Below are 23,628 nucleotides of genomic sequence, written 5' to 3'. Positions count from 1 at the left end.
GTTTCATCCGAATTGCCGATTTAATATTGAGCATCTTGAAAAAAACATCACTGGATACAGTATGCTTCCTTCAAAAGTCGTTCGTCATAAAGCAGGACGCTTTGTGCCTGTCCTTCTTGCTGGGCTGATTTTAGCCGCCTGTAGCGGTCAGGGGCCGCAAACCTCAAACGTAAATATTCAGGGGCCCATTACCGGCGGGTCTGATTACTATCTGCAGCAAGTGCAGCAAAGCAGCGATGATAGCAGGACAGACTGGCAATTACTTGCCATCCGTGCCCTGATGAAAGAAGGAAAGTATCCGCAAGCTGGCCAGCAGCTCAACCTGCTGCCGAGCCGGCTCAGCGACACGCAACAGCAGGAGCTGCTGCTGCTTAAATCGCAGTTTCTGTTCAGCCAGCAGAACGTGCCGGGCGCCACGCAGCTGCTGAATCAGGTCAAGGTCGACGAGCTGTCGAAAGAGCAGCAGGCGCGCTATTACGGCCTGCAGATCGCCGCCGCGCAGGGCAAACCCTCGCTGGCGCTGCTGCGCGCCTATATTGCGCAGGAGCCGCTGCTGAGCGGCGATGACCACCAGAAAAATATCGACGCCACCTGGCAGGCGCTGACGCAGATGACGCCGCAGGAGATGAGCAGCCTGGTGATCAACGCCGATGAAAACACGCTGCAGGGCTGGCTGGATCTGCTTAACGTCTGGCGCGCCAACGCGCAGGACGGCGAGATGCTGAAATCCGCCCTGAAAGACTGGCAAACGCGCTATCCGCAAAACCCGGCGGCGAAAACCCTGCCGACGCCGCTGAGCCAGGCGCAGAACTACACCAAAGCCTCTACCAGCACCATCGCGCTGCTGCTGCCGCTGAACGGTCAGGCGCAGGTCTTTGCCAGCGCGATTGAAAAAGGCTTTAACGATGCGAAAAACGGCGCCCTGAACGCTGCGCCGCAGCCCACCGCACAGCCCGCGACCCAGCCAGCTACCGCGGAAAGCGCGCAGCCCGCGCCGACCGGCGAAGCCAACGCCGTGGTCAGCCCGGCCGCCGCCGCAATTACGCCCGCCGCCGCCGCACAGCCCACCGCCTCCCAGAGTCAGCCTGAGGCTAGCCCACCCTCCAGCAGCGCGCAGATCAAGGTGTACGACACCAGCAGCCAGCCAATTCAGCAGGTGATGCAGCAGGCGCAGCAGGATGGCGCGACGCTGGTGGTTGGCCCGCTGCTGAAAAACAACGTTGAAACCGTCGCCAACAGCCAGACGCCGCTCAATGTGCTGGCGCTCAACGCGCCGGAGCAGATCCAGAACCATCCGAATATTTGTTACTTTGCGCTTTCTCCTGAAGACGAAGCGCGCGATGCCGCGCACCATATGTGGAACCAGGGCAAGCGTCAGCCGCTGCTGCTGGTGCCGCGCAGCAGCTTCGGCGATCGCGTGGTCAACGCGTTTGCGCAGGAGTGGCTGAAGCTGGGCGGCACGGCGCCGCTGCAGCAGCGCTTCGGCTCGACCGCGGAGCTGAAACAGGGCATCAACAGCGGCGCGGGCATTACGCTGAGCGGTACGCCGGTCAACGTCCAGCCTGCCGCCGCCGAACCCCAGGGCGTGACCATCGCCGGGCTGAACATCCCGTCGCCGCAGCAGCAGAGCGAGCCGACGACGGCGAGCAGCGGCAACGTTGATTCAGTCTATATTGTCTCGACGCAGGATGAGCTGCAGCTGATTAAGCCGATGATCGCCATGCGTACCGGCAGCCGCAGCGCGGCCTCGCTCTACGCCAGCTCGCGCAGTTACCAGGCGGGCGCAGGCCCCGACTTCCGTCTGGAGATGGAAGGTCTGCAGTTCAGCGATATTCCGCTGCTCTCGGGCCGTAATCCAGCGCTGATGCAGCGTGCGGCGCAGTCGTTCAATAACGACTACTCGCTGGTTCGCCTCTATGCGATGGGCATCGATGCCTGGACGCTGGCGAACAGTTTTAACCAGGTGCGCCAGACGCCGGGCTTCACCATCGACGGCAATACCGGCAAGCTGAGCGCGAATCAGGATTGCGTGATCAACAGGACGTTGTCATGGCGCCAGTATCGTCAGGGCGAGATCGTTCCCGCCTCCTGAACACCCGGCGCTTCGGTGCCGAACAGGAACAGCGCGCCCGGCGCTATTTAGAGCACGCCGGACTGCGCTGGGTCGCCAGCAACGTGACCTTCCGCGGCGGCGAGCTGGATCTTATCATGCGCGACGGGGCATGCTGGGTCTTCGTGGAGGTGCGCTACCGGCGCGATGCGCGCTACGGCGGCGCGCTGGCCAGCGTTACTCGCCTCAAGCGGCAAAAGCTGTTGCGCGCCGCCGCACTCTGGCTTGCCCAGCGCGGCGGCAGTTTTGAGACGGTGGATTGCCGTTTCGACATTATCGCCATTACCGGTACGGTGCTGGAGTGGCTGCCCAATGCCTTTAATGCAGACGTTTAGAACCAGGTGGTTGTGTGCAGGACAGAATTAAAGCGTGTTTTACTGAAAGTATTCAAACCCAGATTGCCGCCGCAGAAGCGTTGCCGGACGCCATTTCCCGCGCCGCGATGACGCTGGTGCAGTCGCTGCTTAACGGCAATAAAATCCTTAGCTGCGGCAACGGCGCTTCAGCCGCTAACGCGCAGCATTTTGCCGCCAGCATGATCAACCGTTTCGAGACCGAGCGTCCCAGCCTGCCCGCGCTGGCGCTCAGCGCGGACAATGTGATGCTGACGGCGATCGGCAACGATCGTCAGCACGATGAAATCTACGCCAAGCAGGTGCGCGCGCTGGGTCAGGCTGGCGACGTCCTGCTGGCGATCTCTACCCGCGGCAATACGCGAGACATCGTGAAAGCGGTGGAAGCCGCGGTTACCCGTGATATGACCATCGTTGCGCTCACCGGCTATGATGGCGGCGAGCTGGCGGGCCTGCTCGGCCCGCACGACGTGGAAATTCGCATCCCGTCGCACCGCAGCGCCCGCATCCATGAGATGCATATGCTGACGCTGAACTGTCTGTGCGACCTGATTGATAACACCTTGTTTCCACACCAGGAATAGCTGAAGGAGCAAACATGAAAGCATTGAACGCTGTCGCCATCCTGTTAACCGCCATGCTGCTGCAGGGCTGCGTCGCCGTTGTCGCAGGCGGCGCGGCCGTGGCCACCAAAACCGCCACCGATCCGCGCACCGTCGGCACCCAGGTTGACGACGGCACGCTGGAGCTGCGCGTCAGCAACGCGCTGGCGAAAGATCAGCAGATTAAGAGCGATGCCCGCATTATCGCTACCGCCTACCAGGGCAAAGTGCTGCTGACCGGCCAGGCGCCGTCGCAGGATATCGCCAGCCGCGCCAAACAGATCGCCATGGGCGTCGACGGCGCGACCGAAGTCTTCAACGAAATTCGCATCGGCCAGAAGGTCAGCCTCGGCACCTCGTCGTCCGACACCTGGATTACCACCAAAATTCGCTCGCAGCTGCTGGGCAGCGATCAGGTGAAATCTTCGAACGTGAAAGTGACCACCGAGAACGGCGAAGTGTTTCTGTTAGGTCTGGTGACGGCGGAAGAGGCGAAGGCGGCGGCGGATATCGCCAGCCGGGTTAGCGGCGTGAAGCACGTCACCACCGCGTTTACGATGCTGAAGTAAGCGTGCATCAGGCCGCGCTCATCCGCTGACAAAGCGGCAACATACGCAAAAGGGCGGCTTTAGCCGCCCTTAACTTCACTGGCATTGTGCCAGCGCGGGTGATATGGCCCGATCGCAAAGACGCAAAAACGGCATCCCTGCCAGCTCGGCCCGCGCAATTACGCACCTCATCCTTGAGGTGCGCCCGTCGCCGGGCCAACGCGCTGCGTTGTTCAAAAACGCTCCCGGCGTTTTTGTCCCTGGCGCGGGACGCTTTGCTCTTCGGCCCATATCGCCCGCTCTTACGCTTTGTGAGCCGTCTGTCGAAGGCCTATCCCATCAATTTTTTTATACCGGTATATCGATCACCAGCGCCCAGGTCGCGGTTTTCGCCCGCAGCCTGATCTGCTGCTCCTCCTGCAAAAACGCCCCGTCGCCGCAGCCCAGCTTCTCCTGACGATCCTCGCGCGTCACCGCCTCCAGCGAGCCGTGAATCGACTGCAGATAGGCGCGCGGCCCGCGCAGCGTCAGCGACTGCTCTTCGCCCGGCGCCAGCCGCAGCTGATGCACCCACACCTGCTGACGCAGCTGCAGGCTGTTTCCCGCGCCGTCTGGCGAGGCGATCAGGTGAAGATTGCCGCGCTCCGGCAGCGCGATCTTTTGCAGCGTCGGGTTTTCCCGCTCGGGACAGGCGGCGAGCCAGAGCTGCATCCGCGTCAGCGGCTGATCCTTGCGCAGGTTGATTTCGCTGTAGCTGACGCCTGGCTGCGTGGCGAGCAGCAGCGCTTCGCCCTCGCGCGCGACGATATGGTTGCCTTCGCTGTCGCGGTACTCCGCCTCGCCCTGCAGCACGATATTCAGCACGTCCACCTGCGGATAGGTACGCGGCTGAAAGGCGGCCCCTGGCGCCAGCACTTCCTGATTCAGCACGCGCAGCGAGGCGTAGCCCATTAATTTGGGATCGAAATAGTGACCAAAAGAGAAACTATAGCGTGCCTGCAACCAGCCGAAGTCGGCCTGCCCGCACGCGGACGCACTACGCGTCGTTATCATGATTTACCTCCAGCTCGCTGCGGCAGAGGACGACCGCAGACTTGATACCCATTATGGTAAAAGGCTGGACGCCGTATTGTTAGCCAGTTAATCTGCCGTGCATATTCAAATTTCCTGAAAGAGAGTTCGGATGGCTAAAGAGCGTGCCTTAACCCTTGAAGCGCTGCGCGTGATGGATGCGATCGATCGCCGCGGCAGTTTTGCGGCAGCGGCGGATGAGCTGGGGCGCGTTCCTTCGGCGCTCAGCTATACCATGCAAAAGCTGGAAGAGGAGCTGGACGTGGTGCTGTTCGACCGCTCCGGCCACCGGACGAAATTCACCAACGTCGGGCGTATGCTGCTGGAGCGCGGACGGGTGCTGCTGGAAGCGGCGGATAAGCTCACCACCGACGCCGAAGCGCTGGCGCGCGGCTGGGAAACCCATCTGACCATCGTCACCGAAGCGCTGGTGCCGACTGACGCCCTCTTCCCGCTGGTGGAGAAGCTGTCGGAAAAGGCCAATACCCAGATTTCGCTCATCACCGAAGTGCTGGCAGGCGCGTGGGAGCGGCTGGAGCAGGGCCGCGCCGATATCGTTATCGCGCCCGATATGCACTTCCGCGCCTCGACCGAAATCAACACGCGTAAGCTCTACACCATGATGAGCGTCTATGTCGCCAGCGCCGACCATCCGATTCACAACGAGCCGGAACCTCAGTCCGAGGTGACGCGCGTGAAATATCGCGGCATCGCCGTGGCCGATACGGCGCGCGAGCGCCCGGTGCTGACGGTGCAGCTGCTGGACAAACAGCAGCGTCTGACGGTGAGCAGCATGGACGACAAGCGCCGCGCGCTGCTGGCGGGGCTTGGCGTCGCCACCATGCCCTATTCGATAGTGGAGCAAGATATTGCGGAAGGTCGGCTGCGCGTCGTCAGCCCGGAATATACCCGCGAAGTGGATATTATTATGGCGTGGCGCCGCGACAGTATGGGCGAAGCCAAAGCCTGGTGCCTGCGCGAGATCCCGCGTCTGCTGGCGAAGAAAAGCTAAACGCCGCCTTCGGCCTTAGCCTGCCCGGCGGGCTGGAGCCCGCTGCTACAGCCGCCCCAGACACTCAATCGCCACCGCCTTGAAGGCGGCAAAATCTTTGCTGTCGCGCAGCCGGGGCGTCGCCCTTTCGCGCAGAAAGGTCACGAAGAGGTCGTAGATCGCCATCGCCTCTTCATACTCGCTTTTACCGATCGCCAGCAGAAAAATCACCGAGGCGGTATCGTCGCCCCACGCAATGCCCTGCGGCGCCAGCACGGTGTAAACCACGGTTTTTTTCGCCAGCAGGCCAAGCGAGTGCGGCAGCGCGATACCTTCGCCCAGCATGGTGCTGACGATCGCCTCGCGCTCCTCTACCGAGGGATAAAAGCTCGCGTCGACAAAGCCTTCCGCCTCCAGCCGATCGCACAGCTGGCGGAACAGCTGCGACTGCGTCATCGGCTTATCGACGATCAGAAAGTGCTGCGCGTCGAAAAACTTCTCCAGCATATAGGGCCGCGTGCGGTCCACCAGCACCAGCTTGCCGATCTGCTCCAGCTGGAAGCCGGTAGGAAACGGCGACATCACGACTACCGGCTTATCCTTCTCGCTCAGCCGGGTGGTAGAGATAACAAAATCTTCATCGATGCGCGTGCGCGCCTCATATTCGCGCTGCGACAGCCGACCGGCGACCTGCAGCTGCGGGTATTTACGCAGCAGCATCGCCTCAATCATTCGCAGCGTGGAGTTACCGCTGTCGCACACCAGCAGCACCTGGGGATGGCGCTGGTAGCCGACGTCGTAGTGGCGCTCCAGCCCGACGCCAATATGCAGCACCAGAAAGCCGATCTCATTCTCGCTGATAACGTAAGGCGTATATTTGCCCCAGCTGGAGACCGCCGCCAGGGTTACGTCATAGGCCATCGGATAGTGCTGTTTGATATTATCCAGCAGCGGGTTGGGAATATGGATCTGGTAACGCACGCGGGTGATCATGGTTTTAATGTGCGTCAGCAGATCGGCGCGCAGCTGTTCATCGCCCTGCAGGTTGTAGTTGTAGTGGGTATTGATATAGCTCAGCAGATAGTCCACCAGCGCGTCGGCGTCATCGGCGTTGATAGCGCTCGGCGCCACCTCCTGCATCTGGCGCGCTGCGATATTGACGCGCAGCCAGCCCTCTTCCGCCGGCGACACCGGCTTGCCCACCAGCGGCCGCAGCAAATTAATCAGCTCGCGCGCCGCCTCGCGCACATCCAGCCCGACATCCTCCGCGCCGGGATCGCTCAGCGGATAGCCTTCGCTGATGCGCCGCACCGCGACGGCGCAGTAGAGGCGCAGATAGCGCTCGCCCTCGTCGCTGAGGCGAACGTTATGACGCGTCAGGCACTGCTGCAGCAGCGGACGCAGCGTCTCAAGAATATTGCTGTGCAGCGCTTCGATGGCGATCAGCGGGCTGTCGGCCTGCTCCTGATCGATCTGCCACAGCAGATCGGTTAAGCAGGTGCGGATCGCCACTTCGCTGCCGAACAGCTTCATGCCGTAGTGGGGTTTGCTCTCGATGTGCAGATGGTAGCGCGCCAGCCACTCGCGCACCTCGGCCATGTCGTTTTGCAGCGTGGCGCGGCTGACGAACCACTCATCGGCCAGATCCTCCAGCTTGAGCGACCAGGCGGCGGTCAGAAAGCGCGTCAGCATATAGCGCACCCGTTCGGTAGAGGTACGCGGCACGCGCAGCGGCGAGCGGCTTTGCTGCTCCAGGCGCTGGAAGCGCTGCGCGTCATCGATTTTTAGCTGATAGCCCGCGCCGCGGCTGAGCACGAACTGCGCGCCGTACTCCGCCAGCAGCGCGTTAAGCGCGCTGATGTCGGTGCGCACGGTGCGCGTTGAAACGGCGAAGCGCCGCGCCAGCTCATCCTGAGGCAGCGTTTCGTTTTGCAGGGCGTCAAACAGTTGCGCAAGGCGTTGATTTGGGAATCTCAAGGCGGTCTACCTGTTACGGCGCTGGCATGCATTCAGCGGCATCATGTCGAAAAACAGCAGCCTAAAGCGAACGGCGCGTCACCTCCAGGCAAGCGACGGCGCCCTGTGAAGCGCGCCAGCGTGACTGTCGCTACGGCAGCAATTTTTTGCAAATGGCCAGCAGCTGGCGCACATCTTCCACGCGCGTATCGCCGCTGACGGGATCGATAATGGAACTGTAGACGTGCGGGATAATTTTACTGACGCCCGCCTCCAGCGCGATCCTCAGAATCGCTTCGACGTTATCGAGATCGATGCCGCCGGTCGGCTCCAGCCAGAAGTCATGCGCCGCGCACGCCTGGGCGACGGCGCGGTACTCGTCGACCGCCTTTAGCCCGCCCATCGGGAAATATTTCACCGAGCTGCCGCCCATATCCTTCAGCAGCGCGATGGCGCTGTCAATCGGCACCCGCGCGTCGCTGCCCTGCGCGCTGAGCGGGCCGGTGGAGATCTTCACCAGGCCCGGCGTGCCGGTCGGCGAGATCAGCCCGTTGACCACAGTTTGCGACTGGCCCAGCAGCGCGCGGCTGGTGGCGACGCCGGTAAAGACCTGGTTAACGTGCTGCGGCTGCAGCACCGCGGAGATCTCGCTCACCATTTTTGACTGATTCGGGTCGCCCGCGCCGAGTCCGACCGAGAGCGCGTTGTCGATCAGCGCGGCATAGTCGCGCATATCGGCGATAGCCGCCTCGTTGCTGCTGTAGTTTTTCGACAGCACGCCCACCAGCACATGCCCTTCCGCCGCCTCCCAGATAGCGCGCGCGTTCGCTTTCGACCCCGCCAGCACGTTGAGGCAGAGACGATCCTGATAGAAATTCGGGGTCAGCTTCATGCGGCTTTTCCTCCGTTCAACAGCGCTTGAATCGCGGTAAAAATGGCGTGCAGCTGTTCAGCGCTGACGCTGCGCACATCCGCCTCGATAATGCCCTCATTGGCCTTGTAGCCGCGAAAATAGATGGCGGTCTCGCCATTTTTCAGCGCCTGCACGATGTCGCCGGTACGCTGGCCGATGGCCGCCTCGTCGAATTTGATCTCGGCGCGGGCGATATCGCGCCCCGCCGCGTCCCACACGACGCGGGCACTCACGCCGCGCAGCTGATTAAGGTTGTCGATAAAAGGCGTCATTTTCTCCACCATCTGCGCGCCGCTGGTTTTCTCCAGCCGCAGATAGTTTTCAATCGCCTGCGTCAGGCCAAGAATGCCCTCTTTGCCCACCTTCATCGCCCGGCCAATGCCGTTGCTCTGGCGCTTCACCCACTCCACAGGCTGCGCTCTGCCGATCACCAGCCCGCTGGTCGGCCCTTCAATCGCCTTCGCGCCGCTGTAGATCACCAGGTCGGCGCCGTACTGGTAGTAGCACTGCAAATCCTCTTCCGCGGCCGCGTCGACGATCAGCGGCACGCCATGTTTGCGCGCCACCGCCGCCGCCTGCTCAACGTTCAGGTGGCTTTTCTGCACGCAGTGGTGCGATTTCACATAGAGGATGGCGGCGGTCTGCGGCGTGATCGCCGCTGCCAGCTGCTCGGGCGAGCACTCGTTGCTGTAGCCCGCTTCCACCAGACGGCCGCCACCCAGCGCGACCATGCTGCCAACCGGCGCGCCGTAGTTCACGTTGTGCCCTTTCGGCACCACGATGTCATGCGGCACGTCGAGCGGCGCGGCATGCAGGTTATCCAGCAGCCAGTCGTTCTCTTTGACAATCGCCGCCGCGACGCACTGCGCGATGCCCGCCGAGGCGCAGGAGACCACCACCGCGTTTTCCACATTCAGCAGCTGCGCGATGTAAGCGCCGGTCTTGTTGACCAGATCTTTCATTTCAAAATAGTGGCTGAGGCCAATCTGCACGGTGTCGACCACGTCCGGCGACGGCGTAGAGACGCCGAGGATCGTCATGCGGCCGGAAGCGTTGATGACCGGCTTAAGGCCATATTTTTCATAGATCGAAGACATTGGCTTTCCCTTCTTCTGTCAGGAACCACTTGCCCGCCACCACGGCGGCCAGCGGCGTAAGATGTTTCTCCCCGGTGACCTGTTCGCCTTCGGAATCGACAAACAGGCGGGGCGCGTCGGTCACGCTGAAAAGCGTGAGATCGGCGTCGAAACCGACCTCCAGACGCCCTTTGCGCATCAGGCGCAGCCCGTCCGCCGCCTTCCAGGTGACGCAGTCGATCACCTGCTGCAGCGTCATGCCGAGGCTGAAAAACTTCGACATAACGTGCGCCAGGCTATGCACCGGGCCGTTGAGGCGGTTGCGGCAGTAGATATCTGAGCTGATGGTGTCGGGCAGAATGCCCTGCGCGATGGCGACGCGCGCCACCTCAAAGCTGAAGCTGGCGCTGCCGTGGCCGACGTCCATCCTGACGCCACGCGCGATGGCGTTGCGCACCGACGCCTTCAGTTCGCCCTGCGGCGTCAGCACGCGGTTAGGCTTGCCGTTAAAGCAGTGGGTAATGATGTCGCCGCCGGTGAGGCGCTCGGCGATCTCCGCCAGATCCGGCGGGTTATTGCCAATATGCACCATCAGCGGCAGACCGCCGACCCGCTGCTGGATCGCTTTGGCTTTGAGCAGCGGCTGAATGCCATTCTCGCCGACCACGCTGCTGCTCATGCGCGCCTTCAGGCCGACGATAAAGCCGGGCAGCCGCTCTACGGCTTGCTGCACCGCGTCGCCGTCGATCTGCCGCATATCCGCCAGCTCGTTCTGGGTCACGATGCCGGTGCGTGCGATATTGATCAGCGCGTAGACCTGGGTGGTGGCGGCGCGGGTAATGGCATAAAAATCATCGATACGATCGGCGCCGGTGCTCCCCGCGTCGATCACCGTCGTCACCCCGGTCGCCACGCCGATGGCATCAGCCTCGTCATGGTAAATCGGGGATTTTGGGTAGCAGTGAACGTGGGAATCGATCCAGCCAGCGCTGACGTAGTAGCGTCCGGCCAGATCGCGTTCGCTCGCTGCTTCGCCCTGTAGGCTGTCGCCGATAGCGGCAATTTTGCCGTCCTGAAGCGCGATATCTGCCAGCCGCTCATCCGTGAGCCGTGCGCGGCGAAGAATTAGATCGAACATAGCAACTCCTTGACGCGGCGGCCCGCTGGCGAGCCGCCGTCTGTATCAGATAGCGACCGGGAAGATCGCGCCGAGGATCATGGCCCCCAGGATCGCACCGCCGGTGATCGGTTTATTCCAGAGGTAGAACAGCAGCGCACCCAGCAGCGAGCCGAGGCCGATCGGGATCGAGGCCGCCATCGCCGAGAGAATGATCAACGGGCCTAAGAAACGGCCAGAAGCGTTGCCCGCGCCCATCATCACATCGGCCCCGTAGGTGGAGTCGCTCTGGTTGATGGTGAACTTGCGCGCCAGGATGATGACGTAGCCGATCGCCAGGCCAATCACCAGGCCGGTTGCCAGAGAAGCAGCAAAATTAGCCACCGGAAAGACGATGCCCGCGCCCAGCAGCAGCGCCGGCACCCCCAGGCCAACGCCAGTCTGGATCGCGCCGCCGATATCGAGAATCCCCACCAGCGAGCCTTCAATGATGCGCGCGAACAGGAAGCTTGCACCGAAGGCCGCCACCGCGCCGTAGACGCCGGTTTCCATGCCAGCACGCAGCATCGAAACAAACGCCACTTCGTTAAACGCGCCGATGCCGTAGAGGTAGTACATGTGCGTCCCGGCGAACACGCCCGCCGAGAGCAGACCGACAAAGAGTGGAAAAGACCAGTCAGCGTACCAAAAACCTTTATTTTCAGTCATGTCGATAACCTTACTTGCCGCTCAGGGAGTTATGGATCATGTCGAGCCAGCCTGGAATGCCCAACTGGAAGGATTGCAGCAGTTTCATATCGAAGCCGCGGAAGAAGCCGCTCAGCACGAACAGCAGCACGATTGCCACCATCATCACTTTGGTGACCTTGTTCCAGCCGCTCTCTTCCACGCCTTTACCGATCAGGATGCCGAGCACCAGGCCAGGTACGGCGTTGCCCATGATCAGCTGCGCCAGACCGCCGAAAATCGTCGCCCAGAAGCCCGATTTCTTTCCGGCGTCGATGGCCGCCAGCCAGAAGATCACCGGCATAACGGTATTGACCAGCAGGTTTGCCGCCGGTACCAGCACTTTTACCGCGGTCACCTGCAGCGCGGCCGGCACCGCCGAGGCGGTGGAGTTAAGAAAGGCAACGACGATCATGCCGATAATGCCGCAGGCGATGGCCATCTTTTTCGGGTCGTGCAGGGTCTCAGCCAGGTTGCGGTTTTTCACCATCAGCGCGGCCGCGCCCCAGTTAGGAATGATGCGGTGGTCGACGTCCTGAGTGAAGGAGCCTGCCGCGACGGATGATGCCCAGGCATTGAAGAAAAAGCCGAGACCAAAGGAGAAGTGCGAGGCGGGATCGCCTTCGCAGGCGTTGAGCTCGCCCAGCGTACGGAACGCGCCCATCCCCTGCGACGTCGGCGCGTGGAACATACGCGCCGCACCAGCGCCGACGCCCACACCGACCAGCCCCCCAATGATCAACGACTTAAACAAAATAATTAAAAACATGTTTTTTTACCTTTGTTGTCGTCTGTTTTTACGGTGCCGCCGTGAAGGTCACCTGCCCGGTATCAATCACGGTGACGCTGACGGAGATCTCCAGCTCAACGCTGTAGCTCCGCCGCTGGCGCGCCAGAAAAAAGAACAAAAACTTCTCTGTTTTGACGCTCTCCTGCGCGTGCAGCACCCGGACATCAAGGGGTTCGATGCGCAGCAGGATTTTTTGCGTCGCGCGCAGAACCTGGTTCTGCACGCGACTCAGCGCATCGGCAAAAGCTTTCTCTTTACTGTCGCCTTTGCCCTGCACCGTCACCTGAGTAACGTATTGTTCTTTCATTATCAGCTGCCGTGCTTCTTGTTCCAGGCCTGCACCAGCCGCTCGCCCAGCTCTTCTTTGTCCATAAAGCCGAAGCCGAGCACATTGGCGCCTTCATTGATGGCGGTGACGCCTTCGTCAACGGAACGCATACCGTGGCGCGCCTTATAGCCATATTTGTTCTGCGCGGTGATGGCGCCTGCGCCGCCGCTGCCGCAAAAAGAGATGCCGAAGTCGGCATTTTCCGCTTTCATTACGTCACCCAGCTTCATATCCGCCGCAACGCCCGGCACCACGACGGCGCGGCCGCCCGCCTTTTCCACGCCCGCCGCAACTTTCTGTCCTTTACCTAAACGATCGCCAATCACTACGGTTACCATGATGATTTCCTCTTTATACAGTCAGTTAGATCGAGCTACTTCTATATGGACGGAGAGAAGCCAGGCCTCTTCGCGCGGCAGATTGCCGAAGAGATCGACCACCTGCTGCGCCAGCTGCATGGTCTCCGGCGAAATATCTTCAAACAGCTCCGCTTCCACCTCAGGAAGGGGTTCGCCGGTTAGCGAGCGCAGCGCCATGGCGCGTACGTGTGACGCCAGCATCTGCTGCTGCACCGCGTTGGGCGCGATATGGTGCTGGGTGTAGATCGCCGCGATTTGCGCCATCACCTTGTCGGCCAGGGCCTGAATCTCTTCCGGCGTTGCCTGCCGTACCGAAGCTCCGTTACTGCTCACCTTGCTACTCCTGTTCACGAAAATTCGCGTTGCGAATAAATTACGGCGTGACAAGGTGGAAGTGCAGACGCACTTTTTCCGCATGTAAGTGGAAATCGCAGGGCAGGCTGTGCGCCAGATCGCAGGACGCACGGATTGTGTGACAGAAGCCGCGTTATGCGCGTCTTCAACAGTAAATAGCGGGTATCAAAAGAGAATCGTGCAGGCAGCGGCGCACGGCGCGGCAGTAAAATAGAACGCGATAAGAAAAGCTGATGATAAGACAGAGCCGGTCGCGCGACCGGCCCGAGCGTTAGCGGAACTTTTTATGATTAGCGTTGCGGATCTCCGCCAGCTTCTTCGCTTCGGTTTTGGCGCCGTCCAGATTATTGGCCTGCGCCAGCTTGTCGACCACATCAATCTGCGCAATCAGCGAGTCCAGTCCCGCATGGTAATCCTTGATCTGCGCGCTGTCGGCCGGCTGCCCTTCAAGTTTGTCCGGCGTCGATTTCTTCGCATCCTGCGCCGCCTGGCGCATCTCGCCCAGCGCTTTATGCATCTCCTGCGCGTCGTCAGTTTTCATCACGGTATTCAGCCCGTCTTTCAGCGTATCCATATCATTTTCTAAATCCGCCGCATACAGGCTGGCGCTTCCAGACAACAAGGAGAGAGTCAACATTGCAATCACACGCTTACGCATCGGAATATCCTTTTTATTGTGGGTAAAAAAAAAGCAGCCAGAGCGGCTGCTTTCAGGAAGCGAGTTCTGTTATTGTCCGGCGATTTTCATCTCCGGCAGCAGCACCGAGCCACATTGTATGTTGCTGCGGGTTTCAATGTCGTTACCCACCGTGACGATATTGCGCCACATATCCTTGAGATTTCCTGCAATAGTGATCTCGCTCACAGGATACTGAATTTCGCCGTTCTCAACCCAGTAGCCAGCCGCGCCGCGTGAATAGTCGCCGGTAATGGCGCTGACGCCCTGCCCCATCAGTTCGGTCACCACCAGGCCGCGGCCCATCTGCCTCAGGAGATCCTCAAAGCTGCTGCCCTGCCCGGCGATACGCCAGTTGTGGATGCCGCCCGCGTGGCCGGTGCTTTTCAGGCCCAGCTTGCGCGCCGAGTAGCTGGTCATCAGCCAGGTTTGCAGCACGCCATCCTTCACGATGTCGCGCGCCTGGGTGCGTACGCCTTCGCTGTCGAACGGCGTTGACGCCAGCCCTTTCAGCAGATGCGGCTGCTCCTGAATAGTGAGCCATTCCGGCAGGATCTGCTGGCCGAGGGCGTCAAGCAGGAAGGTCGATTTACGGTAGACGCTGCCGCCGCTGATGGCGCCGACCAGATGGCCGAAGAGCCCGGTGGCGACCTCCGGCGCGAAAATCACCGGCGCTTTCATGGTAGATAGCTTGCGCGGCGCCAGCCGCGACAGCACGCGACGCGCGCACTCAGCGCCCACCCAGTCGGGGCTTTGCAGATCCTCGAAGGCGCGGCCGATGGTATAGGCGTAGTCGCGCTCCATATCGCCGTCCTGCTCGGCAATAACGGAGCTGGAGAGCGAATGACGGCTGGAGCAGTAGCTCTGCAGCAGGCCGTGGCTGTTGCCGAAGACTTTAATGCCGACGTGGCTGTTGAAGCTGCCGCCTTCGGTATTGGTAATACGCGGATCCGCTTTCAGCGCCGCCTGCTCCGCCTGCGCGGCGAGCTCGATGGCGCGATCGGCGTCGATCTCCCAGGGATGATAAAGATCGAGATCCGGCGCGTCGAACGCCAGCAGATCGGCATCCGCCGGGCCGGCATAAGGATCCGTCGAGGTGTAGCGCGCGATATCGATCGCCGCCTGCACGGTGCGTTTGATCGCCTCCGGGCTGAGGTCGGTCGATGAGGCGCTGCCCTTGCGGTTCTGATGATAAACGGTGATGCCGAGCGCGCCGTCGCTGTTGAACTCGACGTTCTCCACTTCGCCGTAGCGGGTGCTGACGCCGATTCCGGTGGTTTTGGTCACTGCCACTTCCGCGCCGTCGGTGCTGGCCTTCGCCAGATCGAGCGCCTGCGCCACTGCCTGTTCCAACACTTTTCGCTGTTCTGCAACCTGAGTAGATACGTTCATCGGCCTGCCGTCTAATCTTAAGTATGAAAGTTTTGAGTCTATCAGAGTCAGAGAACAATTTCGCAGTCACCCGATAAACTGATAGGATTAGCCTCTTTTTTTAGGGGAGCCCAGAAAATGACCAAACAGCCCGATGAGTGGCTCGACGATGTGCCGGATAATCAGGAAGAAGAAGATGAAGAGATTATCTGGGTCAGTAAAAGCGAAATTAAACGCGACGCTGAAGAGCTAAAACGCCTGGGTGCCGAACTGGTCGATCTGGGCAAGAACGCCCTGGAGAAGATCCCGCTGGATGAAGAGCTGCTGGCCGCCGTCGAGCTGGCGCAGCGCATCAAGAAAGAGGGCCGTCGCCGCCAGCTGCAGCTGATCGGCAAAATGCTGCGCTCGCGCGACGTCGATCCGATCCGTCAGGCGCTGGACAAGCTGAAGAACCGTCACAACCAGCAGGTGGCGCTGTTCCACAAGCTGGAAGCGCTGCGCGATCGCCTGATCGAACAGGGCGACGAGGCGATGAACGAAGTGATTACGCTCTATCCTCATGCCGATCGTCAGCAGCTGCGCAGCATGATCCGCAACGCGCAGAAAGAGAAAGCAGGCAATAAAGCGCCTAAATCGTCACGTCAGATTTTCCAGTATCTGCGCGAGCTGGCGGAAAGCTAAGCCACGCCGAGGCGGGCAAGGCTGCCCGCCAGAATAGCGGTTAACGATAGTTGTAGAGAATGCCGGCGCGCAGACGCAGCTGGCGTTCGCTGGAAGTCGACGCACGGCCGATATCGCCGAAGGTCACATAGGGTACCCAGGCGCGATCGTTACCGAGCGCGTAGTCGAACTGCAGCTCCTGCTCATAATCATCGTGTTTATTTGCGAAAAGCTTCGCGTCCGCATGCTTATAGACCAGCTTATAGGTCGTGGTCAGCCGATCACTTTTATTACGTAAATAGAGGTCGAAGCGATTCGCGGTGCGATGACGATCGGTATCGCAATAATCGATGCCGCCGGTACGGCACTTATCTTCATGCGCATAGTCGGTCAGCTCAAGGCGATAAAGTCCGCCAACAAACCAGCGGTCGTTAATTTTATACCAGGGCGCAACGCCAAATTTCCATTCGGTGCGCGCAGAATTAAACTCCGGCTGAATAAAGGGCGAGATCGTCCAGCGCCCCCAGTAATAAGATTTCAGAAAGGTCACTTCGACCACGTTCAGCACCGTGTCGTTATAAAATTTATCTTTGGGATCGGCACCGCCGGTTTTATATTTGGTCTCAATACCGATAAACATATCATTGGGCAAGGTCGTGCTGAGCCCCAGTTTGTCATAGTGCGTGCGGTCACGTAGCCGATACTCATGGCGATAATCCACCGTCGCGGTCGCCAGCGCCGCTGCGGAGCTGAGCAGCAGCGCCATGCCCAGAGAGGCGCGTAATAGTTTACTCTTTCCCATAATAACATCCTTATTTAAACGCGTGAGGCAGCTTAAATAAACGAGCCTGCCTACAATAACGATTAACCTGTAATTAACCCGCATACCAAAATAAGCATGATTGCATCATGAACACCTGTTATTTATCTCATTAACGGGAAAGCTGTTATTTCTTATATGGCAGCAGGTCCGATGCTAAAAAGTCTTGCGGCGGCAATCCTTTCTTTTTTTGACAGCAAAGGAAAAAATGTGGCAATAGCGGAGAGAGTAGAGAGATCGGTTTCAAATATTAGCGCGACGGTTTGTGAAAATAAAAAAGAAACCGGCGTGAGCGATGAAATAAAAAGGTGCCTCGAAGAGGCACCCTGAGCGTTAAGCGAGCCGATCCAGTAGCTTCTGATGAATGCCGCCAAATCCGCCGTTGCTCATAACGAGAATCGAATCACCTGGCTGTGCAGCTTTCGCGACCATCTCTACCAGCGTGTCGATATCGGCGCTCCAGTGCGCCGGCGGCATACAGGCTTCGGCCACGTCGGAGACCTGCCAGGGAATATGGTGCGGCTGAAACAGAAACACCTCATCCGCGCGCGCCAGCGAAGGCGCCAGATCGTTTTTGCTGACGCCCATTTTCATGGTGTTAGAGCGGGGTTCCAGCACTGCCAGAATACGTGCCCGGCCGCCGACTTTGCTGCGCAGCGCCGATAAAGTCGCCAGAATCGCCGTGGGATGATGAGCGAAATCGTCATAGACCTTGATGCCGTTGACGTCACCGCGCAGCTCCAGGCGGCGGCGCGCGTTGATAAAGCCGTCGAGCGCCTGCGCCGCGTCTTCAGGCTTGACGCCGACGTGACGCGCGGCGGCGATCGCCATCAGGCCATTATGCATGTTGTGCTCGCCCACCAGCGACCAGTTCACCTCACCGACCTTTTCACCGTCGAGCAGCACTTCCCAGCGCGAGGCGTCCTGCACCAGCTTCTTCGCCTGCCAGCGGCCGCCCTCGCCGACGCTTTCCTGCTCGCTCCAGCAGCCCATCGTCATCACCTGGCGGATGTTGTGGTCGTGCTCTGGCAGCACGATTTTTCCCTGGCCCGGCACGATGCGCACCAGATGGTGGAACTGCTTCTGAATGGCGCGCAAATCGTCGAAGATGTCCGCATGATCGAACTCAAGGTTATTGAGGATCAGGGTGCGCGGGCAGTAGTGAACGAATTTGGAACGCTTGTCGAAGAAGGCGCAGTCATACTCATCCGCCTCGATGACGAAGAATGGACTTTTTCCTAATTTTGCCGAGACGTCGAAGTTGCCGGGCACGCCGCCGATGATAAAGCCCGGCTCCAGTCCGCACGACTCCAGTATCCAGGCTACCATACCAGAAGTGGTTGTTTTGCCATGCGTTCCTGCTACTGCAACCACCCAGCGATCGCGCAGCACGAAGTCATGCAGCCACTGCGGGCCGGAAAGGTAGGGAATGTTGCGCTCCAGCACGGCTTCTACGCAGGGGTTGCCGCGCGTCATGGCATTGCCGATGATAACGAGGTCCGGCGCGGGGTCGAGCTGCGAAGCGTCGTAACCCTCTGTTAATTCAATGCCTTGCTGCTCAAGCAGCGTGCTCATCGGCGGGTAAACGTTGGCGTCCGAACCGGTCACCTGATGGCCAAGGGAACGTGCCAGCATCGCCAGACCACCCATAAACGTGCCGCAAATCCCAAGGATATGAATACGCATAACGAGATCCATTACTCAAAAGTTCGGCGCACAGTGTAACCCCGCTCGCAGAGTTAAGAAACGGATTAGGACTATGGTTTTTGAAGTTCATTCGGCTAAACTGCGTACGCAAACGTTGGCGGTTTGCCAGGCAGGCTGCCACTCCATCGAAGATTCAGGGAATGTGTTATGAAAACGTTAGGCGAATTTATCGTCGAGAAACAGCACGACTTTCCTCACGCAACAGGTGAACTGACGGCGCTAATATCCGCTATTAAGCTGGGCGCGAAAATCATCCACCGTGACATCAATAAAGCCGGTCTGGTAGATATTCTCGGCGCAAGTGGCGTGGAAAACGTTCAGGGCGAGCAGCAGATGAAGCTCGATCTCTTCGCGAACGAGAAGCTGAAAGCGGCGCTGAAGGCGCGCGGCATCGTGGCGGGGATTGCCTCGGAAGAAGAGGACGAATTTGTAATCTTCGAAGGAGTAGAGCACGGTAAATACGTGGTATTGATGGATCCGCTGGACGGCTCGTCCAATATCGACGTTAACGTCTCTGTCGGCACCATTTTCTCTATCTACCATCGCGTTAGCGCGCCAGGCACGCCGGTCACCGAAGCGGACTTCATGCAGCCGGGCCACAAGCAGGTTGCAGCGGGCTACGTGGTGTATGGCTCTTCGACCATGATGGTCTACACCACCGGCTGCGGCGTCCACGCCTTTACCTACGATCCGTCACTCGGCGTCTTCTGCCTGAGCCACGAGCGCATGACCTATCCGCCGACGGGCTACACCTACTCAATTAACGAAGGCAACTATATTCGTTTCCCGCAGGGCGTGAAGAAATACCTGAAGTTCTGCCAGGAAGAGGATCATGCCTCACATCGTCCTTACACCTCGCGCTACATCGGCTCGCTGGTGGCGGATTTCCACCGCAACCTGCTGAAAGGCGGCATCTATCTCTACCCGAGCACCGCCAGCCACCCGAACGGCAAACTGCGCCTGCTCTATGAGTGCAACCCGATGGCGTTCCTCGCCGAACAGGCTGGCGGCAAGGCGAGCGACGGCAAGAACCGTATCCTCGACCTCCAGCCGGAAACCCTGCATCAGCGCTGCCCGTTCTTCTGCGGCAATGACGCGATGGTCGACGACGTTGAGCGCTTCCTGCGCGAATACCCGGACGCCGCGCAGTAATTAAGAGTGGGCGATTGGGCCACCTTATTCGCGTAGCAGCGTAAACGCACAGGCGACAAGGGCGCGAATCTCGCGCCCTTCTCTTTTACGCCGTTTCCAGCCGGAACAGCGATACCGTAGCTTGCAGATGCTGCGACTGCGCCTCCAGCGACTGGGTTGCCGCCGTTGCCTGCTCAACCAGCGCCGCGTTCTGCTGCGCCGCCTCATCCATCTGCGTCACCGCCTGATTCACCTGCTCGATACCGCGGCTCTGCTCGTCAGACGCCATGGAAATCTCCTTCATCAGCGTTGTGACGCGCATCACCTCGCTGGCGATCTCATCCATGGTTTCGCCCGCGCGCGTCGCCATATCGCTGCCCTCTTTGACCCGCGTCTGCGACTCCGAGATCAGTCCGCGGATCTCTTTCGCTGCGTTGGCGCTGCGCTGCGCCAGCGTGCGCACCTCATTAGCCACGACGGCGAAGCCGCGCCCCTGCTCGCCCGCGCGCGCCGCTTCTACCGAGGCGTTCAGCGCAAGGATATTGGTCTGAAAGGCGATGCTGTCGATCACGCCGAGGATATCGCCGATGCGGTTCGCGCTGGCGGTGATCTCCTGCATTTTCTCCATCACGTAGCTGACCACTTCTGCGCCGCGATCGGCGGTGCTGGAAACGCTGCTCGCCAGCTTATTCGCCTGCTGCGCGTTGGCGGCATTAAGGCGCACCGTGGCGGTGAGCTGCTCCATGCTGGCGGCGGTCTGCTCCAGCGACGCCGCTGACTCTTCGGTGCGCTGGGAAAGATGCACATTGCCCGCTGCCAGCTCGCGACTGCCGACGTCGATCTGCTGGCTGGCGTGGAGCACCTGGCTCACCTGAGCGCGCAGCGCCTGCTGCATCACTCCTAGCGCGCGGTTAAGGCGGCCCAGCTCGTTGTCGCCCGCAGGCGGCAGCGTCCGGGAGAGATCGCCTGCCGCAACCTGCTCAAGATGGGTAATGGCGCGGTTAAGCGGCAGCAGCAGCAGGCGGCGCATCAGCACCCAGGCCAGTACGAACAGCAGCAGGGTCAGCGCCACCGCCGCGCCGATAAGCGCCTTCATCAGCGTTTCGTGCCAGGCTGCCTGCGCCAGCTGCGCGTCGGTGACCTGATCGGCATAGCTGCCGAACGCCGTCACCGCGCTGCTGTAGTCCGAGGCAAGCTTAGCGAGATTGCCCTCCAGCACGCTGTAATATTCGTCGGTGTACTGCTTTTCCAGCGCATCCATGATGGGTTTGATGCCCTGCGCCAGGTAGGCGTTCCAGGTGGCTACGACGGCGTCAGCCAGCTTTTTGCCCTGCGCCGTCACCGTCCCGGCCGCAATAAACGCCTTCATGCTCTTCTGCGACGCCTGTACGTCAGCCTGCGCCTGTTTCACCGAGGCGGCGCCCTCGTCCAGCAGGCCAATCTCGATTTTGCGCACCGCCAGCGCGGCGGTGGCGCGCGCGCGCATCAGGTCGCCGTTACTTTGATAGAGCGCGTTAAGTTCAATACCCTGGATGCGGTTAATCACATCCAGCGATCGGTTTCCTTTGTTAATGGCAATAATGCCCATGACGCTGACCGCCAGCAGCAGCAAGGTCATAAAGGCGAGTAAAGCTAATAATCCTGTGCGTAGTGAGAGCTTTTTCATGATGTTGTTTTCCGTTTGCTTATATAAAGGCAGAAAATCCAGTCGCCCTAAAACGTACAAGTTATCGGCAATTGCGTAAGGAAACTTTACCGACGTTGATGGTCATTTCCCTGATGATCACCCACGCTTAACCTTTCTTAATAAGGATTCACAGCATGAAAAAAGGTATCGCCGCCGCCGGGCTGCTGCTCTGCACCTCTGCGCTGGCACAGCAGAGCCCGATCGATCATACGCTGGCGCAATGCCTCAACGGCGCCTCTACCACCCTGGCGATGGTGTCATGCTACGACCGCGCCAGCCAGGCGTGGGATAGCGAGATGAACATGCAATATGGTCAGTTAATGAAGAGGCTCACCGGCGAGCCTAAAAATAAGGTGCGCGGTGCGCAGCGTCAGTGGCTGGCGTATCGCGACAGCTGGCAGTCGGCAAGCGCGGCTTATTTCAACAGCACGCAGGGCACGCTGGCGCAGATTTCGCTGGCGGCGCAGCGCGTCGATCTGGTGCGTAATCAGGCGCTGTTGCTGCGCGCAATGAATAAAGGCAGTTGCGCCGACGGCGGCGATTGTTGATAAATGGAGACGGTTGTTTATTCACGCGTCGGCATCGGCTGGCGCATCCATCTATTTTCAGGGAGAAATTATGGCTGCGTACGCCTCTACCCTTATTCTTATCGGCCTCGCGGTCCTTAGCTATTTTGTTCACAACAGTGCAGTCACTATCTCTATTGTGATCCTGCTGGCGATCAAGCTCACCCCGCTGTCGCAGTTCTTTCCCTACGTCGAGAAACAGGGCATCCAGCTCGGCATTATTATCCTGACGGTCGCCGTTATGGCACCGCTTGCCAGCGGTTCACTGCCCGCCACGTCTCTGCTGAAATCTTTCGTCCACTGGCAGTCGATCGTGGCGATTCTGGTCGGCATTTTTGTCGCCTGGCTGGGCGGGCGCGGCGTGAGCTTTATGAGCGCGCAGCCGTCGGTCGTCGGCGGCCTGTTAATCGGCACGGTGATTGGCGTCGCCTTCTTTCGCGGCGTGCCGGTCGGACCACTGATTGCTGCGGGGATCGTCTCGCTGTTCGTCGTCGCGAAGTAGGACGAGGAGCATTCCGAAAGGTCAAAATTGGGGCATACTTTCCCAGGCAGTTGGCTATAATAGCCGACACTCAACATGTGACTATTGAAGGAATGCCCGATGAGTTTGAACCAGGTGCCTGCCGGTAAAGAACTGCCAGAAGATATCTACGTTGTCATTGAGATCCCGGCCAACGCCGATCCGATCAAATATGAAGTCGACAAAGATTCCGGCACCCTGTTCGTAGACCGTTTTATGTCTACGGCGATGTTCTATCCGTGCAACTACGGTTATATCAACCACACCCTGTCACTGGATGGCGATCCGGTTGACGTGCTGGTTCCGACCCCGTATCCGCTGCAGCCGGGCTCCGTGATCCGCTGCCGTCCGGTTGGCGTGCTGAAAATGACCGACGAGTCTGGCGAAGATGCCAAACTGGTTGCCGTGCCGCACACCAAGCTGACCAAAGAGTACGATCACATTAAAGATGTGAACGACCTGCCGGAACTGCTGCGCGCGCAGATCACCCACTTCTTCGAGCAGTATAAAGCGCTGGAAAAAGGCAAATGGGTGAAGGTTGAAGGCTGGGACAACGCCGAAGCGGCGAAAGCTGAAATCATCTCCTCTTTCGAGCGCGCTCAGCAGAAATAATCTGACGCCGCCCGATAAAAAACACCGCCCTCTGGGCGGTGTTTTTGTCTGTGCGCCGGATGACTGAGCGGGTGGTATGGGCCGAAGAGCAAAGCGTCCCGCGTCAGGGAAGACGCGGGCCGAGCTGGCATGGATGCCGCTTTTTGCGTCTTTGCGATCGGCCTGTATCACCCGCTCTTCAAAGCCGCAGATAAAAAAACACCGCCCTCTGGGCGGTGTTTTCGTTTATGCGTCTGACGGAGGATCGTCGCGCCGTAGCCAGTCGCCGCTGGCGATGCGCTCACGCCCCTTAACCGGGCGCTGATAGACGTAAAGCCATGCGCTGCCGTAAGGCGTTTGCATCAGCTGGCGTTTATATTCGCCAGCCTTAGTGCGCAATGCATCCAGCTCGCCCAGCGTCGTGGCGTCGATGCGGTAAACTTCACAATAGACGGTTCCCTCGCCCGGGATCACGCCCGGATAATGGCCGAGACTGTAGAGCTCATAGCCCTCAATCTGCATATCCCCCAGCCATTGCGCATTCGTCATCCAGTGACTGTTTCCCTGTTTGCGCCGTAAACTGCCGTAGACAATTATTCGCATTG

General features: G+C 59.8%; 27 protein-coding genes. 11 read left to right on the top strand and 16 right to left on the bottom strand.

What is annotated here, in order from left to right; genetic code table 11:
• Positions 1–61 precede the first annotated feature (61 nt).
• Genes ACR6A7_RS12330 through dolP form a run of 4 tightly spaced genes read left to right on the top strand, consistent with a single transcriptional unit; the run spans position 62 to position 3,634 of the window.
• On the top strand, positions 62–2,092 hold the full coding sequence (locus ACR6A7_RS12330; protein ID WP_434125121.1) for a penicillin-binding protein activator: 2,031 nt from the start codon (positions 62–64) through the stop codon (positions 2,090–2,092).
• Positions 2,050–2,445 carry a YraN family protein gene (locus ACR6A7_RS12325; RefSeq protein WP_434125120.1) on the top strand — a complete coding sequence of 132 codons (396 nt, stop codon included), beginning with the start codon at positions 2,050–2,052 and terminating at the stop codon, positions 2,443–2,445. Before ACR6A7_RS12330 ends, ACR6A7_RS12325 begins: the two co-directional genes overlap by 43 nt.
• A 14-nt stretch (positions 2,446–2,459) precedes the next feature.
• Complete coding sequence (gene diaA, locus ACR6A7_RS12320; protein WP_033754962.1) at positions 2,460–3,047, top strand: DnaA initiator-associating protein DiaA; 588 nt, start codon at positions 2,460–2,462, stop codon at positions 3,045–3,047.
• A gap of 14 nt (positions 3,048–3,061) precedes the next feature.
• A complete protein-coding gene (gene dolP, locus ACR6A7_RS12315; protein ID WP_434125119.1) occupies positions 3,062–3,634 on the top strand; it encodes a division/outer membrane stress-associated lipid-binding lipoprotein in 573 nt (190 codons plus the stop codon).
• Between the two features lie 327 nt (positions 3,635–3,961).
• On the opposite strand, the gene ACR6A7_RS12310 is transcribed toward dolP, so the two are convergent.
• Positions 3,962–4,666 carry a pirin family protein gene (locus tag ACR6A7_RS12310; protein WP_434125118.1) on the bottom strand — a complete coding sequence of 235 codons (705 nt, stop codon included), beginning with the start codon at positions 4,664–4,666 and terminating at the stop codon, positions 3,962–3,964.
• A gap of 130 nt (positions 4,667–4,796) precedes the next feature.
• Here ACR6A7_RS12310 and ACR6A7_RS12305 point away from each other — a divergent pair, with 130 nt between their 5' ends.
• Positions 4,797–5,696 (top strand): LysR family transcriptional regulator, encoded by a 900-nt coding sequence (locus ACR6A7_RS12305; RefSeq protein ID WP_434125117.1) that lies wholly within the window; start codon positions 4,797–4,799, stop codon positions 5,694–5,696.
• 45 nt (positions 5,697–5,741) lie between these two features.
• On the opposite strand, the gene ACR6A7_RS12300 is transcribed toward ACR6A7_RS12305, so the two are convergent.
• From ACR6A7_RS12300 to pmbA, 11 genes are all read right to left on the bottom strand, one after another.
• A complete protein-coding gene (locus ACR6A7_RS12300) occupies positions 5,742–7,652 on the bottom strand; it encodes a BglG family transcription antiterminator (protein ID WP_434125116.1) in 1,911 nt (636 codons plus the stop codon).
• A 130-nt stretch (positions 7,653–7,782) separates the two neighbouring features.
• Entirely contained in the window at positions 7,783–8,523 is a 741-nt protein-coding gene (dagF, locus tag ACR6A7_RS12295) for a 2-dehydro-3-deoxy-phosphogluconate aldolase (RefSeq protein WP_434125115.1), read from the bottom strand.
• Entirely contained in the window at positions 8,520–9,641 is a 1,122-nt protein-coding gene (locus ACR6A7_RS12290) for a DgaE family pyridoxal phosphate-dependent ammonia lyase (protein ID WP_434125114.1), read from the bottom strand. Before ACR6A7_RS12290 ends, dagF begins: the two co-directional genes overlap by 4 nt.
• Positions 9,625–10,758: an amidohydrolase/deacetylase family metallohydrolase gene (locus tag ACR6A7_RS12285; RefSeq protein ID WP_434125113.1), complete on the bottom strand. Its 1,134-nt coding sequence runs from the start codon at positions 10,756–10,758 to the stop codon at positions 9,625–9,627. The genes ACR6A7_RS12290 and ACR6A7_RS12285 overlap by 17 nt, the downstream gene beginning before the upstream one ends.
• A 45-nt stretch (positions 10,759–10,803) precedes the next feature.
• Positions 10,804–11,445, bottom strand: coding sequence for a DUF4310 family protein (locus ACR6A7_RS12280; protein WP_434125112.1), 642 nt, complete (start codon positions 11,443–11,445; stop codon positions 10,804–10,806).
• A 10-nt stretch (positions 11,446–11,455) separates the two neighbouring features.
• Positions 11,456–12,232: a DUF4311 domain-containing protein gene (locus tag ACR6A7_RS12275; RefSeq protein WP_434125111.1), complete on the bottom strand. Its 777-nt coding sequence runs from the start codon at positions 12,230–12,232 to the stop codon at positions 11,456–11,458.
• A 28-nt stretch (positions 12,233–12,260) separates the two neighbouring features.
• The gene (locus ACR6A7_RS12270) at positions 12,261–12,560 is read right to left on the bottom strand and encodes a DUF4312 family protein (RefSeq protein ID WP_434125110.1); all 300 of its coding nucleotides are present in this window, start codon (positions 12,558–12,560) and stop codon (positions 12,261–12,263) included.
• A gap of 2 nt (positions 12,561–12,562) precedes the next feature.
• Complete coding sequence (locus ACR6A7_RS12265; RefSeq protein WP_096072111.1) at positions 12,563–12,925, bottom strand: SFCGS family glycine-rich protein; 363 nt, start codon at positions 12,923–12,925, stop codon at positions 12,563–12,565.
• Between the two features lie 15 nt (positions 12,926–12,940).
• Entirely contained in the window at positions 12,941–13,273 is a 333-nt protein-coding gene (locus tag ACR6A7_RS12260; protein WP_434125109.1) for a glycine dehydrogenase, read from the bottom strand.
• Between the two features lie 292 nt (positions 13,274–13,565).
• Positions 13,566–13,952, bottom strand: coding sequence for a cytochrome b562 (cybC, locus tag ACR6A7_RS12255; RefSeq protein ID WP_434125108.1), 387 nt, complete (start codon positions 13,950–13,952; stop codon positions 13,566–13,568).
• A gap of 69 nt (positions 13,953–14,021) precedes the next feature.
• A complete protein-coding gene (gene pmbA / locus ACR6A7_RS12250; protein ID WP_434125107.1) occupies positions 14,022–15,362 on the bottom strand; it encodes a metalloprotease PmbA in 1,341 nt (446 codons plus the stop codon).
• Between the two features lie 117 nt (positions 15,363–15,479).
• Between pmbA and yjgA the strand changes: the two genes are divergently transcribed.
• Positions 15,480–16,022, top strand: coding sequence for a ribosome biogenesis factor YjgA (gene yjgA / locus ACR6A7_RS12245; protein WP_033754925.1), 543 nt, complete (start codon positions 15,480–15,482; stop codon positions 16,020–16,022).
• 40 nt (positions 16,023–16,062) lie between these two features.
• Here yjgA and ACR6A7_RS12240 read toward each other — a convergent pair whose 3' ends face one another.
• Positions 16,063–16,803 (bottom strand): oligogalacturonate-specific porin KdgM family protein, encoded by a 741-nt coding sequence (locus ACR6A7_RS12240; RefSeq protein WP_434125106.1) that lies wholly within the window; start codon positions 16,801–16,803, stop codon positions 16,063–16,065.
• A 171-nt stretch (positions 16,804–16,974) separates the two neighbouring features.
• Between ACR6A7_RS12240 and ACR6A7_RS12235 the strand changes: the two genes are divergently transcribed.
• Positions 16,975–17,151, top strand: coding sequence for a hypothetical protein (locus ACR6A7_RS12235; RefSeq protein WP_434125105.1), 177 nt, complete (start codon positions 16,975–16,977; stop codon positions 17,149–17,151).
• Between the two features lie 3 nt (positions 17,152–17,154).
• Here the strand turns inward: ACR6A7_RS12235 and mpl are convergent, their stop codons facing one another.
• Positions 17,155–18,507 carry a UDP-N-acetylmuramate:L-alanyl-gamma-D-glutamyl-meso-diaminopimelate ligase gene (gene mpl / locus ACR6A7_RS12230; RefSeq protein ID WP_434125104.1) on the bottom strand — a complete coding sequence of 451 codons (1,353 nt, stop codon included), beginning with the start codon at positions 18,505–18,507 and terminating at the stop codon, positions 17,155–17,157.
• Positions 18,508–18,675: 168 nt separating this feature from the next.
• Here mpl and fbp point away from each other — a divergent pair, with 168 nt between their 5' ends.
• Positions 18,676–19,680, top strand: a complete 1,005-nt coding sequence (gene fbp, locus ACR6A7_RS12225; RefSeq protein WP_434125103.1) for a class 1 fructose-bisphosphatase — start codon at positions 18,676–18,678, stop codon at positions 19,678–19,680.
• A gap of 85 nt (positions 19,681–19,765) precedes the next feature.
• On the opposite strand, the gene ACR6A7_RS12220 is transcribed toward fbp, so the two are convergent.
• The gene (locus ACR6A7_RS12220) at positions 19,766–21,325 is read right to left on the bottom strand and encodes a methyl-accepting chemotaxis protein (protein ID WP_434125102.1); all 1,560 of its coding nucleotides are present in this window, start codon (positions 21,323–21,325) and stop codon (positions 19,766–19,768) included.
• Between the two features lie 155 nt (positions 21,326–21,480).
• Here ACR6A7_RS12220 and ACR6A7_RS12215 point away from each other — a divergent pair, with 155 nt between their 5' ends.
• The 3 genes from ACR6A7_RS12215 (at position 21,481) to ppa (ending at position 23,044) form a co-directional block, all read left to right on the top strand.
• Complete coding sequence (locus ACR6A7_RS12215) at positions 21,481–21,894, top strand: lysozyme inhibitor LprI family protein (RefSeq protein WP_434125101.1); 414 nt, start codon at positions 21,481–21,483, stop codon at positions 21,892–21,894.
• Between the two features lie 70 nt (positions 21,895–21,964).
• Positions 21,965–22,414 (top strand): DUF441 domain-containing protein, encoded by a 450-nt coding sequence (locus ACR6A7_RS12210; protein ID WP_434125100.1) that lies wholly within the window; start codon positions 21,965–21,967, stop codon positions 22,412–22,414.
• Positions 22,415–22,513: 99 nt separating this feature from the next.
• Complete coding sequence (gene ppa, locus ACR6A7_RS12205) at positions 22,514–23,044, top strand: inorganic diphosphatase (RefSeq protein ID WP_434125099.1); 531 nt, start codon at positions 22,514–22,516, stop codon at positions 23,042–23,044.
• 225 nt (positions 23,045–23,269) lie between these two features.
• Here the strand turns inward: ppa and ACR6A7_RS12200 are convergent, their stop codons facing one another.
• Entirely contained in the window at positions 23,270–23,626 is a 357-nt protein-coding gene (locus ACR6A7_RS12200; RefSeq protein ID WP_033754905.1) for a gamma-glutamylcyclotransferase family protein, read from the bottom strand.
• Between the last annotated feature and the right edge of the window lie 2 nt (positions 23,627–23,628).

It is taken from the genome of Pantoea phyllosphaerae (assembly GCF_051025595.1).
In the GTDB taxonomy this organism is placed as follows: domain Bacteria; phylum Pseudomonadota; class Gammaproteobacteria; order Enterobacterales; family Enterobacteriaceae; genus Pantoea.
This window is presented reverse-complemented; position numbering and strand designations above follow the sequence as displayed.